Genomic DNA, 15,278 nt, shown 5'->3' with positions numbered 1-15,278 from the left:
TGCGTCATGCCTCCTTGACGGCGGTGGAACGTGCCGTGCCACCCACAGCAGCGAAATCGTATGCCGATTCAGCGTGCTCCGACTCGTCCAAGCCCACAAACTCGGCTTCTTCGTCGACGCGCAGGCCGATGGTGAACTTGATGGCGTACGCGAGAATCAGCGAGACGATGAAGGAGAAGGCCAGCACCGAGAAGGCGCCGATGGCCTGCTTGCCGAGCTGATCGAAACCGCCACCGTAGAAGATGCCCTTGGCGCCGCCCAGGCCCTGCGAGGCGCCGGACTCGGGAGCCAGGAAGAAACCGATCATCAGGGTGCCGATGACACCACCGACGAGGTGGACGCCGACGACATCGAGCGAATCGTCGAAGCCGAGCTTGAACTTCAGGCCGACGGCCAGGGCGCAGGCGATACCGGCCACGGCGCCGACAGCCAGCGCGCCGAGCACGTTGACCGAGGAGCAGGACGGGGTGATGGCGACCAGACCGGCCACGATGCCCGAAGCGGCACCGAGGGTGGTGGGCTTGCCGTCGCGGATCTTCTCCACGAGCAGCCAGGCGAGCATGGCGGCACAGGTGGCGATGCTGGTGGTCATGAAGGTCGAGCCGGCGAGACCGTTCGAGCTGACAGCCGAACCGGCGTTGAAGCCGTACCAGCCGAACCACAGCAGACCGGCGCCGAGCATGACCATGGTCAGGTTGTGCGGGCGCATCGGGGTGGTCGGCCAACCCTTGCGCTTACCGAGCACGATGCAGAGCGCGAGGCCTGCCGCACCGGCGTTGATGTGGACCGCGGTACCACCCGCGAAGTCGATGGCCTGCACTTTGTTGATCAGCCAGCCACCGTGGTGGATCACATTGCCCGCGGCGTCCTTCACGTCCGCGTCGAAGACCCAGTGCGCGACCGGGAAGTACACGACCGTTGCCCAGACGCCGGCGAACAGCAGCCAGGCGCCGAACTTCAGGCGGTCGGCGACGGCGCCCGAAATCAGGGCGACGGTGATGATCGCGAACATCAGCTGGAAAGCGACGAACACGGTCATCGGGATAGTTCCGGCGAGCGGGATCTTCACCGCATCGGCGGCCGTCACCCCGTTCGCCGCGTCGGCTGCGACTGCCGCCGCGCCATTGCTGCCGATCAGGCCCTTCAGACCGAAGAACTGGCCGGGGTCACCGATCAGACCGCCGAACTTGTCGTTCGCGAAGCCGACCGAGAATCCGTAGATCACCCAGAGCACGCCGATGAGGCCCATCGCGCTGATACTCATCATGATCATGTTCAGGACGTTCTTGCCACGGACCATGCCGCCGTAGAAGAACGCCAGTCCAGGCGTCATCAACAGCACTAGCGCGGAGCTAGCCAACATCCATGCGGTGTCGCCGGTGTCCGGCACACCGAGCAAGGGATAAGCCACCTTCGTTCCTCCTCATCTCGGGCTCTGCCGCAACCGGCGAACGAGCCTGACATGAAGGTTGCGCAAGTGGTGTTTCCGACGTGATCCTGCGGCGTTTCGCGTAGGTGAACGGATGAGATTGCACTGTTTCGGTCAGGTTTCCGAAATCGCACCGCTGTTACGCATGGGACGTGAGGCTTGTGGTGATTCGCGTGGTTCGCCCAGTTCGGTGCTGCTCAGCCGAGCAAAGCGTCCACGAAGGCGCCCGGTTCGAAGGGTGCGAGATCGTCCGCTCCCTCTCCCAAACCGACCAGTTTCACCGGTACGCCGAGCTCGTGCTGCACCTGGAAAACGATGCCGCCCTTGGCAGTACCGTCCAGCTTCGTCAGCGCGACGCCGGTGATATCGACGACCTCCGCGAAAACCCGGGCCTGCGTGAGCCCGTTCTGACCCACCGTGGCATCGAGCACCAGCAGCACCTCGTCGACCTTGGCCCGCTTCTCCACGACCCGCTTGACCTTGTCCAGCTCGTCCATCAGGCCGGTTTTGGTGTGCAGGCGGCCGGCGGTATCGATGAGCACCACATCCACGCCACGCTCGATCCCGACGCTGACGGCGTCGAAGGCGACCGAGGCCGGATCCGCGGCCTCCTTGCCGCGCACGGTGTCCGCGCCGACCCGTTCGCCCCAGGTTTGCAGCTGATCGGCGGCGGCGGCGCGGAAGGTGTCCGCGGCGCCGAGCAGGACGCGGCGGCCGTCGGCCACCAGGACGCGCGCGAGTTTGCCTGTGGTGGTGGTCTTTCCGGTGCCGTTCACGCCCACGACCAGCAGCACGGCCGGGTGATCGGCATGCGGTAGGGCGCGAATCGAGCGGTCCAGTTCCGGGCACAGGGCCTCGATCAGCACCTCGCGGAGCACGGCGCGCGCCTCGTCGGCGGTACGCACGGTCCGCGCGGCCATCTCCTCGCGCAACCGCGCGACGATGGTGGCGGTGACGGCGGTGCCCAGATCGGCCATGACCAGGGTGTCCTCGATCTCCTCCCAGGAGTCCTCATCGAGATCGCCGCCGCCGAGCAGGCCGAGCAGGGATTTGCCGACAGCGTTCTGGGAGCGGGCGAGACGGCCGCGCAGGCGGGTGAGACGGCCTGCGGTGGGGTCGATTTCGGGGATGAAGTCGATATCGAGTTCGGGCGCGGCCGGGGTGGCCGTGTCGGCTGCGACAGGGGCGGTGTCGACAGCGGTCTCGGCTGGCGCGGCCGGCTCGATGATCTCGGGGGCTGCGGCTTCGACCGGCGCTTCGGCTTCGGCTTCGACGGGAGCTGCGGTCGGCTCGACCGTCTCGGCGTCGGCAGGCGCTACCGCCTCGGCGGCCTGCTCCTCGGCAGGAGCCTCCGGCGCGAGCTCCGGTCCCTGAACCGGCGCGGGCAGCGGGATGTCCTGGATGGTGCGCTTGCCCGAATCCCGGGGAACCGCCGCATCGTCGCCGATCTGCGGCTGCCCATCGGTATCGGTGCGCTCGATGCGCACCGGCTCCGGTTCGGGCTTGGGCAGCGTGGCTGTGCCGCCGCCCTGACTGAAGTTGAATCCTCCCGATGCCGCATACCCTCCCGACCGGTCGGTGAGTTCCGCCTGCGTCTCTTCGGCGGCCGGGGTCAGAGAGATGCGGCGGCGCTTGTACAGGACGAATCCGGAAACGAACGCCACCAGCAGGACCGCGGCGATGGCGGCAATGAGGATCCAAGCTTGTGCAGTCACACCCCCATCCTTTCAGAGGCCCGGCTATTGCCGGTTTCACACACCTACCCACGAGTTGGGAGCAGTGTCGCCTAGCACATATCGATGCATACCGGCTATGAACACGCCGAAATGGCTGCCCTCGGCCCTGGTTGCGACCGACCGGTCTGTTCAAGAACGCACCACAGTGCGGAAGGAGCGGCGAATGAGACACCGAGACAATAGGATCGGCGGCGTGACCGATCGAAATGTGCTTGGGGGATCGCTGGAGGAGTGTGGCACCGATCCTCTCACCGGCTTCTACCGGGACGGCTGCTGCAGCACCGGTCCCGAAGACCTTGGTAGCCACACCGTGTGCACCGTGGTGACCGCAGAATTCCTGGAGCACCAGAAGTCGATCGGCAACGACCTTCTCACTCCGCGGCCGGAGAACAACTTCCCCGGCCTGCAACCCGGTGACCGCTGGTGTGTGGTGGCGGTGCGCTGGCTGCACGCCCACGAGGACGGAGTGGCGGCGCCGGTGGTGCTGGCCGCCACCCATGAGAACGCGCTCGAAGTGGTCCCCATGGAAACTCTCCGCAAATACGCCGTGGACGTTCCGGACGATGTCAGCGATCTGCTCTGATCCGGGCCGCGCTCAGCGCACGAACCGGGCGGCGGTGTCGCGCAGCAGGATTGCCAGCCGGCTGCCGGGCACGATGAGAGCCCCGGCGGCGCGGGCGCCGCGCTGCTTGGGGCCCGCCACCCGGCGGTGCCGCTGTTCGTAGCGGCGCAGCGCGATGTCCGGTTCGCCTGGAGTGCGGCCCAATTCCTCGGCGAGGGTGTGCCCCGCCGCGATGGCGAGACTGGAACCGTCACCGAAAAGTGAGACGCTGGAGGCGGAATCGCCGAGCAGCGTGATGCGGCCCTTCGACCAGCGGGGCAGGTCGACTCGGCTGACGGCATCGAAGTAGAGGTCGTCGGCCGCGCGCACCTGATCGAAGAGATCACCGAAGATTCCGGCCGGTCCGTCGAAGGTCTCCAGCAGTAACCGCCGATGCTGCTCGATATCGCGATAGTCGAAGCCGGGCACGACAGGACTGCGGAACATGAAGGCCGCGAGCGGCTTTCCACCCGCCGGATGCACCGAGATCGAGCGCCCGGGCATGTTGTACATGACGACCTCGTCCGCATCGCCGTACACCCGGTCCACCGGAAGCGTGGCGACGTAGATGCCCATATGCCGCACGAACTGCGACTCCGGGCCGAAGGCGAGCCTGCGCACATTCGAGTGCAGCCCGTCCGCGCCGACCACATAGTCGAAGGTCTGCGGCGCACTGTTCTCGAAGGTCACCGCGACACCGGAATCCCGCGGCGTGAGTCCGGTGATGGTGTCGCCCCAGCGCATTTCGGCATGCTCGCGCGCCGCGTCGAGGAGGATGCGGGCGAGGTCGGCGCGGGCCAGCTCGATATCCCGGTCGGCGGAGACGCCGGAGTTCTTGGTGGGCATCGAGACTCGGCGACGGCCGTTCGCGTCGACGAAACTGATGCGCGCGACATTCGTTGCCGCCTTGCGCAATTCCGGCAGTACGCCCATGTCGGCCACCACATCCGCCGCGGCGCCGCGCACATCGACGGGGTTACCACTGGACCGCTGCCCGGCGGCGCGCTCGACCACCGTCACCTCGAACCCACTGCGGCCGAGCCAGTGAGCCAGGGTCGAGCCGCCGACACCGGCTCCGGAAATCAGGACTTTTGCGCTCATGACCATCACCCCAATGTTCTAACTGGACGAATTTCGTCCACTTATCTTCATGTTAGGCTAACCGGAAGCATTTCGTCCACTTATTGGAGGTGGGTATCACGGCCGAGCAGTTGCGGGCGGACGCGCGGAGCAATCGCGACCAGATCCTGAATGCCGCGCTGGACGTCTTCCGCGAACGCGGCACCGAGGTTCCGATGAAGGACATCGCCGACCACGCCGGCGTCGGAGTCGGCACGCTCTACCGGCGCTTCCCCGACCGGGACGCCCTCCTGATCGCCACCGCGCGCGCCCATCTGGAGCGCCTGGCGGAGCTGGCCACCGCCGCCTGGCGTGAGGAGCACACCGCCTGGCTCGGCATGTGCCGCTTCCTCCGCGAATGCGCCGAAATGCAATTGGGCGCACAGGCCGCCGCGGTCGGCCCCGCCACCCACCAGGCCATGCACGTCGACCCGCGCCTGACCGGAGTCCGCGCCGCCGCAGTCGATCTGGTCACCCGAATGACGGCCCAGGCCCAAGCCGACGGCGACCTCCGCGCCGATATCGGCCCCGAGGACATCGCCCTGCTGATGACCGTGCAGGTCTACACCCGCGGCGACGAGTCCTACACCGACGCGGTCGACCGCGTCATGAGGATCATGATCGACGGCCTACGGCCACAACAGCATTCATAGCGGGAGTGGACGGCCGCCGGTGGTCAGGAGTCGGTCAGCGCCGCCGGCGGCGAATCCGGATGATCACGAAGACGATTGCGCCGATGACGCCGGCAATGAGAAGCAGGACCACGATTGCGATGGCTCCACCCACGCCGGAGTGGGAATTCGTCGAGCCGAAGAAGTGGTGGTGCGTGTGCCCGTGGCTGCGACGGGCGGGCGCGGGCATAGTCGGCCCGGGCGCCGACGCCGACTCGATCCGCGATGTGATCGACGGGACCCCGCCCGTCGCGGCACCGGACGGACCGGCTGCGGCCAGTACGGCGCTGAGCGCCAGGGTGGCCGAGATCAGCAGTGCCAGAGTCCAACTGCTGATGATTCGAAGCGTGTGTTGCCTGATTCCGAGCATGGCGCGAGATCTCCCATTCGACCGGAATTCAAGTCGAGCCGAGCGCCTGACCTCGGACGTTAACGGAACCCAGTGGGGCAGAAAGTTACACCGTATCGGGGTGTTCGCGCAGTGGATGCACGCGATATGGGGTTCTCCGCGGACCGCAGTCGATCGGTCAGGTCGACTCCCGTTCGATGAGCCGCAGCGCGGATCCACTTGACTCGGTGGGAGATTCGGGCATTCCGGCGGCGGCGACAATGTGACCAGCGAGTGCGGTGGCCAGGACGAGCGGGTCGATCGCCACCGTCGACAGCTGCGGGGAGACCAGCGCCGCAATGGGGAGGTCGTCCACGCCGACAACCGCCAGGTCTGCGGGCACTTCGAGGCCGGCATCGCGCGCACCGGCCAACAGGGTCAACCCGACGAGGTCGTTGAAAGCGGCGACGGCGGTGACCTGCTGATCAGCCCAGTGGCGCGCGGCAGCGAGACCGCTCGCCCGGGTGTATTCGACCGGCAACACGACCGGCGGGAGCAGCCCGAGGCCACTGCACGCCTCCTGCGCACCTCGCAGGCGCGGCGCGCAGAAGGCGGCTTCGCGGGGATCGCCGACTGCGCCGAACCCGATGCGGGTGTGCCCGCGCGCCACGAGGTGCTGCACCTGCAGCGTGCCGATCTGCGTCTGATCCAGGCCGGTCAGAGCCTTCCCGGAGGTGCCGAGCAGGTCATCGATGAGGGCGACGCCGGTCCGCCGAATGTGCTCGGCGTCGGCCCGGCCGAGAGCGCCGAAGGACAGCACTACAACCGGGTCGACGTGCGACCACAGGCCGGTGAGTTGCGTGCCGTCCTCGGTGTGCAGGAATACGCACGTCAATCCGGACGCCTCGAGCACACGGCTCAGTCCGCGGCGGAATACCTCCATGACCTCGGTGACGGGAATGTCAGGAATCACGCACAGCACGACATTGCTGCGTCCGCGGCGCAGATTCCGTGCCGCGCCGGAGGGAACGTAGTCGAGCCTGCGGGCCGCGTTCAGGACCGCCAGCCGGGTGCTCTCCGAAATCGTCTGGTCGGCACGATCATTGAGCACGAAGCTCACCGTCGTCTGCGAAACGCCCGCCGCTTGCGCGACGTCCCGCGCTGTCACCCGCGCCACGCTGCACCTCACTCCTCGTCACCTGCCCGCAGTCTATTGCGTTCTGTGGCCGCCCTCACTATCGTCGGGTAACTAATACGAATTAGCGTATATGAACAGCACGGAGACGCCATGATCGACGATGAAGTCGGCACCGAGGCCGCCACATCCGCCAGCGCCTGCTCGCGCGGTAGCCAGTCCGGGCGGACCCGATGAGGCGCCGCTGGACCGCGATCATCGCCCCGGTGCTGCTGTCCGGACTGCTCAGTGCGGGGCCCGCGACCGCACAGGACGCACCGCAGTGCCGGCCGAGAACCTCGGCGCCGATGGCCGGACTCGTCCCCGTGTCGGGCACCCCGGTGGATTCGCGCACCACGCTCTACACGTTCCGGTCGGCCGCGGTCGGCGATATCGCGCCGGACGGGCTCGTCCGCGTCCGGGTCACACTGCCCAGCGGATACGAGACCGGAACCGCCCGCTATCCCGTGCTGATGCACCTGCACGGAGCCAACAACTCACCGACCACCTGGCCCGCCGCCGAGGTCGAGCAGGTCATCGGGGACACGCCCGTGATCGTCGTGCAGCCCGAAGGCGGACCGGGCGGCTTCTACAGCGACTGGTACGGCACTCCGGTGAGCGGATCGGATCCCTTGAACGGGCCGGTGCCGTTCCCGCCCCCGGCGTGGGAGACCTTCCACCTCCGCGAACTGCTGCCCTGGGTGGACGCCACCTTCCGCACCACCGGGCACCGCGCGGTCGCGGGCAGTTCCATGGGCAGCTTCGGCGCAATGTCCTATGCGGCCCGCAATCCCGGCGTATTCGACGCGGCCGCATCGCTTTCCGGCGCGGTGAATATCGACGGCCTGTCCGCCACGGTGCCGCTGCTGCTCGACGCCGCCGATCCGTGCATCTGGGGCGACCGAACGGCGCAGGCCGCGAACTGGGCAGCCCACAATCCCACGGATCTGGCCGACCGGCTGCGCGGCACATCCCTGTACGTCACCGCGGGCGACGGCCTCCCCGGCGTGCACGACGACGCCTCCACCGAAGCCCGTTTCGCCGTGCTCGAGGTGCTCATCCGGCACCTCACCGACGACTTCGTCGCCGCACTGAACCAGCACGACGTCCCGGTCACCACCGAATTCCACCACGGCACCCACCCCGGCCCCGACGACCTCAACCGCTTCTACGATTTCGACGCCCTGCGGGCCTTCCTGCCGCAGGCGATGGCGGCGATGGGCGCGACCCCGTGACCGCGAACCGGCATGCGACTCCTGCATAGTTCACAGATCTCATCGAAAGATGCTCCGGCACAGTCGCTTTCACTGCCACGAACCACGCGGCAGCAGACGATGCGATCGTGGAATTCAGCCGCCGGGCGGTGAGAGCGGCCGGGACATTCGACAAGAGCGATGCCGAGGCGAATCAAGCCTGCTACTCCGGGAATTCGAGTTCGGGCTGCTGATCTGCCGCCAGGAGGAAGTAGCCGAGGAATTCGACGTCGGTGTCGCCCGCATCGAAGCGGGCGATGCGCGCGGTTTCGGGCTCGTAGAAGACGTCGCCGGGGCCGAGGACGGTTTCGGGCTCGCCCTCCAGTTGGAAGAGGACGGTTCCGGTAACAATGCTGCCGAATACCGGGCCATTGTGGACGTGTAGTCCCGCGAGGGTGCCGGCGGACATGCGAATGCGGCGAACCTCCACTCGCTCTGTGAGTTTCGGCTGCGGGAACCGCACATCCAGCTCGATCGTGCGCGTCACCGTCGCCGGTAGGGTTCGGCCGTCGCTCTGTTCTGCCATGTCCGCCAGCCTAATTGGCCGTGTGGCGCCCGGGGGCAACGGTCGCTCCGACAGCAATCGCGGTAGCGCCCGCAGCGGCGATGGCCGTCGTGCCGCCGGTATCGGCGATGGCGGCAGTGCCGATGGCGGCCCCGGCGACCGCATCTGCTGCTGTTCCGGCGGCGGCGACGGAATGGCGGCGGCGGTGGGCCTTCTGGCGGCAGGCGGGTGAGCAGTACCGGGCCGGGCGGCCGGTGCCGGTGGGGCGCAGGGGGGTGGCGCAGACCGGGCAGAGCGCGGTTACGTTACGCGGGGCGTTTTCGTCACGGGCAGCGGCGGGATTTCGGGGTTTCGTTACGCGCCGCTCCGGGGTGGTCGCGCGCATGGCCTCCAGCACGAGCGCCGCGGGCCGGGCGAGACCGGGCTGGGCCGTCGATATGCGCTGGATGGCAACACATCCGGTGAACAGGGCCAGCACATCGGGCACCGTGAGGTCGCCGCGCACCGCATGCTGCCGCTGTGCGGCGGCGAGCAATTGCCCCAGCGCCAGGTGGAAGCGCTCCCCCGCCTCGCGCAGGCCGTCGCGCGGCCAGCCGTCATTGTCGAAGAGTTCGCAGAGCGCACCGTTTCCGATGGTGGAGGTCACCACCTCGGCGCAGAAGGCGAAGTAGGCGGCTCCGGCATCGGGTGCGTCCCGATATCCCAGCGCGAGGGCGGTGAGACGGTCGATCCGCAATTGCATCACCGCCTCCAGCAGATGGTTTTTGCTGGGGAAATGCCGGTGCACGGTGCCCGCGCCGACCCCGGCGCGGCGCGCGATCTCCGCCAGCGACACCTCGGTGCCGAACTCGACGAAGGCCCGCTGCGCGGCCGCCAGTACGAGGGCGCGATTGCGGCGGGCATCGGCGCGGGCATTGGGTCCGGAGCGGACCGGGGTTGCTGCGGTCATTTCGTTACGGCGTTCCTTTCCGGTGCTGGCCAACCGGATACGCCTGCTCGTAGCTTCGGTATTCGGGTTGTCCGACCCGAATACTACCGAAACGACAAGGGTGACAATGTCTGTTCACAATGCTGGGCCTCGCAATGATCTGGTTCTGGTCACCGGCGCGACCGGACAGCAGGGCGGCGCGACCGCGCGCCGCCTCCTGGCCGCTGGCCGTCCGGTACGCGCACTGGTACGGAATCCGGAATCGCCTGCGGCACAGGAACTTGCCGCGGCGGGCGCGGAACTGGCACGTGGTGACTTCGACGATTCGCAGTCCGTAGCCGCCGCGATGTCCGGCGCGCGTGCGGTTTTCCTGGTGCCGCCCGCGGTATTCGGGCCCGACGGCTGGAATATCGAACTGGAGGCGCGCCGCGGTCTGGATCTGGTCGCGGCCGCCCGCACCGCCGGCGTCGAGCACCTCGTCTTCACGGGTATCGCCTCGTTCGATCAGGAGGATTCGTGGGGCGCCAATGGCAAACGGCGCATCGAGGAGGCCGTCCAGCACAGCGGCCTGCACTGGACCATCCTGCGCCCGGTCCGGTTCATGGAGAACTACCTGGCGCGCGGCCTGGTGGTGGACGGTATCCACCACGGCGTGCACCGGCACCTGTTCCCCGCCGACCGTCCGATCCAGATGATCGCGCTGGATGATATCGCGGACTTCGCGGTCCTCGCCTTCACCGATCCCGGGCGTTTCCACGGACATGTGATCGAGCTGGCCGGTGACGCGCGCACCATGGTGGCGGCGGCCGCGACGATCAGTGAGGTCACCGGCCACCCGGTGCGCTACGAGGAAGTCTCGGAGGCGGAGGCGAGCACGCTCGGCAACTCGATCGTCAATGTCTGGCGGATGTCACGAGAGGGCGGGGGCTGGCATGCCGATATCCCCGCCCTTCGCGAAATCCATTCGGGTCTGCGCACTTTCGATACCTGGCTCGCCGAAACCGGTGCGGCCCAGCTGAAGCCGCTACTGGCCGGCTGAATCAGGAAAGTGCGCCATTGTAATCGGGCAGTTTGAAGGTCTGCTGGGCGTGCCCGCCCGACAGATCTGAAGCGCTGTTGCCGATATTCGCGACAATGGTGTACCCCTGCTGCTCGATGGAGATGCGGGTCGCCGTCTTGTAGTCGGCGAGCGCACCCGCACCGCTGGAGCCGGTGGTGAGTCCGCCGCCGTACAGCCCGTCCACGGTGTATCCGACGGCGGACAGATTGAGCTGGGTGTAGATGTTCAGCAGCGACGGGCGGCCGGTCACGAAAATGATCGCGGCGCCTTGCTGTTTCGCCCACTGCGTGAGCGCCAGCACGGGCGGGATGGCGGGCGTGATCAGACCCGGGCTGTACTGGGTCTCCAGGCTCGTATTGTCGATATCGAGGACGATGGCCGGCTTGGTCGCGCCGGGCAGCGCGGTGGTGAGATAGGACTGTGCGGAGTTGATGACCGTGGTGACATCGGAAATCCACTGGGATTCACTGGGCAGACTGCCGCCGCCACCGGAGCCGGAGCCACCCCCGGACAGCGAGGAGGATCCGGTCCCTCCCGACAGCGACGAGGACCCGCTGTCCGCCAGCGCGGCGGGCAGCGGGACGGCGACAGTGACAGCAACACCGAGAGCAATACCTGCGATAGAACGTCTCATGAGCACGGGACGCTAGCGGCCGTATTGTGCGACGCGCAGCCGTTTCACACTGTCGCACAAAGGAATCCCGGTCACCGGGATCCGCCCGCCGGGCATCGCGGACAGCGGCGAAGATGCGGCGGACAGCGACGACGATACGTCCGCCACCGGCCCCTCGAGGCACTCGGGAGCCGAGTAGCCGCGCGGTGACCGGACCGCCCGATTACGTCGTCGCGCCGACCAGATTCTCCCCGCGCAGGCGCTGCGAGATCACCTGGGTGATGCCGTCGCCGCGCATGCTGACGCCGTACAGCGCATCGGCGATCTCCATGGTCGGCTTCTGGTGGGTGATGACGATGAGCTGGCTCTTCTCCCGCAACTGCTCGAACAGCCCGATCAGGCGGCGCAGGTTGGTGTCGTCCAGGGCCGCCTCGACCTCGTCCATGACATAGAACGGGGAGGGGCGGGCCCGGAAGATGGCCACCAACAGAGCCACCGCCGTCAGCGACTTCTCACCGCCGGAGAGCAGCGACAGCCGCTTGACCTTCTTGCCCGGCGGGCGCGCCTCCACTTCGACTCCGGTGGAGAGCATGTCGCTGGGGTCGGTGAGCAGCAGCCGCCCCTCCCCGCCCGGGAACAGCTTGCTGAAGACGCCGACGAATTCGCGCTCGACGTCCTCCCAGGCCTCGGTGAACACCTGCAGAATGCGGGCGTCCACCTCGGTGACCACATCGAGCAGATCCTGTCGCGCCTTCTTGACATCCTCGAGCTGGGTGGCCAGGAAGTTGTAGCGTTCCTCGAGCGCCGCGAACTCTTCCAGCGCAAGGGGATTGACCTTGCCGAGCGTCGTGAGATCCTTCTCGGCCCGCTTGGCCCGGCGCTCCTGGGTGGCGCGGTCGTACGGCATGGGCTGCGGTTCGGTGACCTGTTCGCCGCGCTCCCTGGCCTGCTCGTACTCCATCAGCTCCAGCGCGGTCGGCGGCATGAGCGTGTCCGGGCCGTACTCGTTGATCAGATCCTCGAGCGCGAGCCCGAACTGTTCGGAGATATTGGTTTCGAGCTGTTCGATGCGCAGTGCGGCCTGTGCGCGGGCGACCTCGTCGCGGTGCACGGCATCGGTGAGCTGGGCCAGTGCCGTATTCAGCGCGCGGGCGCGCTCCTTGGTCTGATCCACCTGCGCCGCGAATTCGGTACGGCGGCGCACCAATTCGTCCCGGCGGACGGCGGCCTGCGCGACCACCTTCTCCAGTTCGGCGGCGACCTTCTCGGCGGATTCGGCCACCACCGCGGCGACCGCGGAGGCCTGCCGGCGCGCGGCGTGCTGGCGTTCGGCGCGGGCCCGGTTCTCGCGTTCGGCGCGGGCGGTGCGGCGCAGACCGTCGGCCTTACCGCGCACCGATTCCGCGCGTTCCTCGGCGGTGCGCACGGTGAGCCGCGCCTCGACCTCCATGGAGCGGGATTCGGCGAGCGCCGCGGCGGCCTGTTCGCGGGCGTATCCCGCGGTCTCGGTGCTCTCGGATTCCGAGCCGATGCCGGACTGTTCGTCTTCGACGTGCCGCAGCCGGTCCTCCAGCTCGGCGAGCTTGGTGAGGGTCTCCTCGCGCCCGGTCTCGGTCTCGGCGCGCTGTGCGAGCAGTCGTTCGCATTCCCGCTGGGCATTGCGGGCGGTCTGACCGAGCCGTCCGAGCCGGTCGTAGATGGCGACCAGCGACTGATCGGATTCGTGCAGGGCCAGCAGTGCGTGATCGACGGCTTCGCGGCGGTCGGCCTGTTCGGCGAGCGCGCCCGCGAGCGCGGCCTCGAGGGTCTCGGCCTGCCGCTGCCAATCGGCGAGTTCGATTCCGGCGGAGTCGATCTCGGCCTGCACCTCGAGCTGGCTCGGGGCGCGATCGGAGCCGCCGAGGACCCAGCCGGCGCCGGTGAGATCGCCCTCGCGGGTGACCACGCGCAATTCCGGGCGGGCCGCGATGACCTGCGCGGCGGCATCGAGACCGTCGGCGACGGCAATGCCGGTGGTGAGCGCGGTGATCGCGCCGCGCAGATGATCGGGGCAGTCGACAACGTCGGCGAGCCAGCGCGCCGCACCCGGTAGCTCTCCCCCGGTGCGCGTATTCGGCTGTGCGGCACCGGCATACACCAGTGCGACCCGCCCGCCGTCGGCTTCCTTGAGCGCGCGCACGGCGGCGTGCGCGGACGGCCCGGTATCGGCGGCCACCGCATCGGCGAGCGGCCCGAGCGCCGCGGCCACCGCGGCCTCGAACCCGCCGTGCACCCGAATGAGCCCGGACAGCGGGCCCAGCAGCCCGTCACTGCGATGTTCGAGCAGCCAGGCCGCGCCGTCGCGCCGCGCCAGGCCCATGGTGAGCGCCTCGATGCGCGCGCCCAGCGAGGCGACGCGCTTACCGGCTTCGCGATCCTTCTCGCGCAGTTCGGTGACGCGCTCATCGGCGCTGTGCAGTGCCTCGGCGGCGTGCTCGTACTGGGCGTCGAGGCCCGCCTCGCCCGCGTCGAGCTCGTTCAATTCCTCCTGTACCGCTTCGAATTCGGTATCGGCGGTCGCACCGCGCTCCCGGGCCTCGGCAATGGAGGCCGAGATGCGGGTGATCTCGCCATCCACCGACTGTGCCCGCGAGCGCAGCGTGTCTACCTGGCCCGATAGCCTGGCGAGACCCTCGCGGCGGTCGGCGATGGCACGCACCGCGGCCAGGTGCGCCTGTTCAGCGGCCTTGGCAGCTTGTTCGCGGTCGTAGAGCTGATCGCGTGCGGCTTCCAGAGTGGCGGTGGCCATTTCGACCGCTTCGAGAAGTTCCGCCTCTTCGGCTTCGACCCGCTCGGCTTCGCGCTCCAGTTGCTCCGGGTCGCGACCGGCGCCGGTGGGCTGTTCGATGGTCAGATTGCGCGCGCGATCGCGGGCGATCCGGATAGTGGCGTTGACACGTTCGGTCAGCGCCGAGAGCTGGAACCAGGTCTGCGCCGCGGCCTCCGCACTCGGGGTGAGCCGGGACAGTTCGAATTCCTGCTGTGCCAGCGCGGCATTGGCGGCATCCAGCTCGGCATGCACATTGACCTGCTGCTCGCGCGCGTACGACTCCTTACTCTGCTGGCTCTCCAGCTCGCCGCGGCGGCTCACCAGATCATCGGCGGCCAGCCGCAGGCGGGAATCGCGCAGTTCGGACTGCACGGTGGCGGCGCGCCGGGCCACCTCGGCCTGCCGCCCGAGCGGCTTGAGCTGGCGGCGCAGTTCGGTGGTGAGGTCATTGAGCCGGGCCAGATTCGACTGCATTGCGTCGAGCTTGCGGACGGCCTTCTCCTTGCGCCGGCGGTGCTTGAGCACGCCCGCCGCCTCCTCGATGAAGGCCCGCCGGTCCTCCGGTCGCGACTCGAGGATGGCCGAGAGCCGGCCCTGACCCACGATCACGTGCATTTCTCTGCCGATACCGGAGTCGCTGAGCAGTTCCTGCACATCCATCAGGCGGCAGGAGCTGCCATTGATCTCGTACTCACCGGCCCCGTCGCGGAACATGCGCCGGGTAATGGAGACCTCGGAGTACTCGATCGGCAGCACGCCGTCGGAATTGTCGATGGTGAGGGTGACCTCGGCGCGGCCGAGCGCGGCGCGGCCGGAGGTGCCCGCGAAGATGACGTCCTCCATCTTCCCGCCACGCAGCGCTTTCGCGCCCTGTTCCCCCATTACCCAGGTGAGCGCGTCGACGACGTTCGACTTGCCGGAACCGTTCGGCCCCACCACACAGGTGATGCCGGGCTCGAACCGCAGCGTCGTCGCGGACGCGAAGGACTTGAATCCCTTCAGCGTCAGACTCTTCAGATGCACAGCCGCTCAGGTTACCCGCTCTGCCCCGA

Annotated in this window: 13 protein-coding genes; 4 read left to right on the top strand and 9 right to left on the bottom strand. The window is 68.1% G+C overall.

Features of this window, described 5'->3' with window-relative positions:
* Positions 1–4: 4 nt before the first annotated feature.
* Complete coding sequence (locus OG326_RS12435; protein WP_327146452.1) at positions 5–1,363, bottom strand: ammonium transporter; 1,359 nt, start codon at positions 1,361–1,363, stop codon at positions 5–7.
* Between the two features lie 263 nt (positions 1,364–1,626).
* A complete protein-coding gene (gene ftsY / locus OG326_RS12430; protein WP_327144787.1) occupies positions 1,627–3,144 on the bottom strand; it encodes a signal recognition particle-docking protein FtsY in 1,518 nt (505 codons plus the stop codon).
* 214 nt (positions 3,145–3,358) lie between these two features.
* Between ftsY and OG326_RS12425 the strand changes: the two genes are divergently transcribed.
* Positions 3,359–3,748, top strand: coding sequence for a DUF2237 family protein (locus OG326_RS12425; protein WP_327144786.1), 390 nt, complete (start codon positions 3,359–3,361; stop codon positions 3,746–3,748).
* A gap of 12 nt (positions 3,749–3,760) precedes the next feature.
* On the opposite strand, the gene OG326_RS12420 is transcribed toward OG326_RS12425, so the two are convergent.
* Positions 3,761–4,867 carry an FAD-dependent monooxygenase gene (locus tag OG326_RS12420; protein WP_327144785.1) on the bottom strand — a complete coding sequence of 369 codons (1,107 nt, stop codon included), beginning with the start codon at positions 4,865–4,867 and terminating at the stop codon, positions 3,761–3,763.
* Positions 4,868–4,956: 89 nt separating this feature from the next.
* Between OG326_RS12420 and OG326_RS12415 the strand changes: the two genes are divergently transcribed.
* The gene (locus tag OG326_RS12415; protein ID WP_327144784.1) at positions 4,957–5,538 is read left to right on the top strand and encodes a TetR/AcrR family transcriptional regulator; all 582 of its coding nucleotides are present in this window, start codon (positions 4,957–4,959) and stop codon (positions 5,536–5,538) included.
* Between the two features lie 34 nt (positions 5,539–5,572).
* On the opposite strand, the gene OG326_RS12410 is transcribed toward OG326_RS12415, so the two are convergent.
* Entirely contained in the window at positions 5,573–5,926 is a 354-nt protein-coding gene (locus OG326_RS12410) for a hypothetical protein (RefSeq protein ID WP_327144783.1), read from the bottom strand.
* Positions 5,927–6,083: 157 nt separating this feature from the next.
* The gene (locus tag OG326_RS12405) at positions 6,084–7,052 is read right to left on the bottom strand and encodes a LacI family DNA-binding transcriptional regulator (RefSeq protein WP_327144782.1); all 969 of its coding nucleotides are present in this window, start codon (positions 7,050–7,052) and stop codon (positions 6,084–6,086) included.
* Between the two features lie 200 nt (positions 7,053–7,252).
* On the opposite strand from OG326_RS12405, the gene OG326_RS12400 reads away from it, so the two are divergent.
* The gene (locus tag OG326_RS12400; protein WP_327144781.1) at positions 7,253–8,293 is read left to right on the top strand and encodes an alpha/beta hydrolase; all 1,041 of its coding nucleotides are present in this window, start codon (positions 7,253–7,255) and stop codon (positions 8,291–8,293) included.
* Between the two features lie 181 nt (positions 8,294–8,474).
* Here OG326_RS12400 and OG326_RS12395 read toward each other — a convergent pair whose 3' ends face one another.
* Together OG326_RS12395 and OG326_RS12390 are read right to left on the bottom strand one after the other, a co-directional pair.
* Complete coding sequence (locus OG326_RS12395; RefSeq protein WP_327144780.1) at positions 8,475–8,837, bottom strand: cupin domain-containing protein; 363 nt, start codon at positions 8,835–8,837, stop codon at positions 8,475–8,477.
* Between the two features lie 10 nt (positions 8,838–8,847).
* Positions 8,848–9,765 carry a TetR/AcrR family transcriptional regulator gene (locus OG326_RS12390; RefSeq protein WP_327144779.1) on the bottom strand — a complete coding sequence of 306 codons (918 nt, stop codon included), beginning with the start codon at positions 9,763–9,765 and terminating at the stop codon, positions 8,848–8,850.
* Positions 9,766–9,871: 106 nt separating this feature from the next.
* Here OG326_RS12390 and OG326_RS12385 point away from each other — a divergent pair, with 106 nt between their 5' ends.
* Positions 9,872–10,783, top strand: a complete 912-nt coding sequence (locus OG326_RS12385; protein WP_327144778.1) for an NmrA/HSCARG family protein — start codon at positions 9,872–9,874, stop codon at positions 10,781–10,783.
* Position 10,784: 1 nt separating this feature from the next.
* Here OG326_RS12385 and OG326_RS12380 read toward each other — a convergent pair whose 3' ends face one another.
* On the bottom strand, positions 10,785–11,438 hold the full coding sequence (locus OG326_RS12380; protein ID WP_327144777.1) for an HAD family acid phosphatase: 654 nt from the start codon (positions 11,436–11,438) through the stop codon (positions 10,785–10,787).
* A gap of 202 nt (positions 11,439–11,640) precedes the next feature.
* Positions 11,641–15,249 carry a chromosome segregation protein SMC gene (smc, locus tag OG326_RS12375; protein ID WP_327144776.1) on the bottom strand — a complete coding sequence of 1,203 codons (3,609 nt, stop codon included), beginning with the start codon at positions 15,247–15,249 and terminating at the stop codon, positions 11,641–11,643.
* Positions 15,250–15,278: the final 29 nt, after the last annotated feature.

The sequence above is a fragment of the Nocardia sp. NBC_01327 genome, from assembly GCF_035958815.1.
GTDB lineage: Bacteria > Actinomycetota > Actinomycetes > Mycobacteriales > Mycobacteriaceae > Nocardia.
Note: the sequence above shows the minus strand (reverse complement) of the source record. Positions and strands in the feature narration are given on the sequence as shown.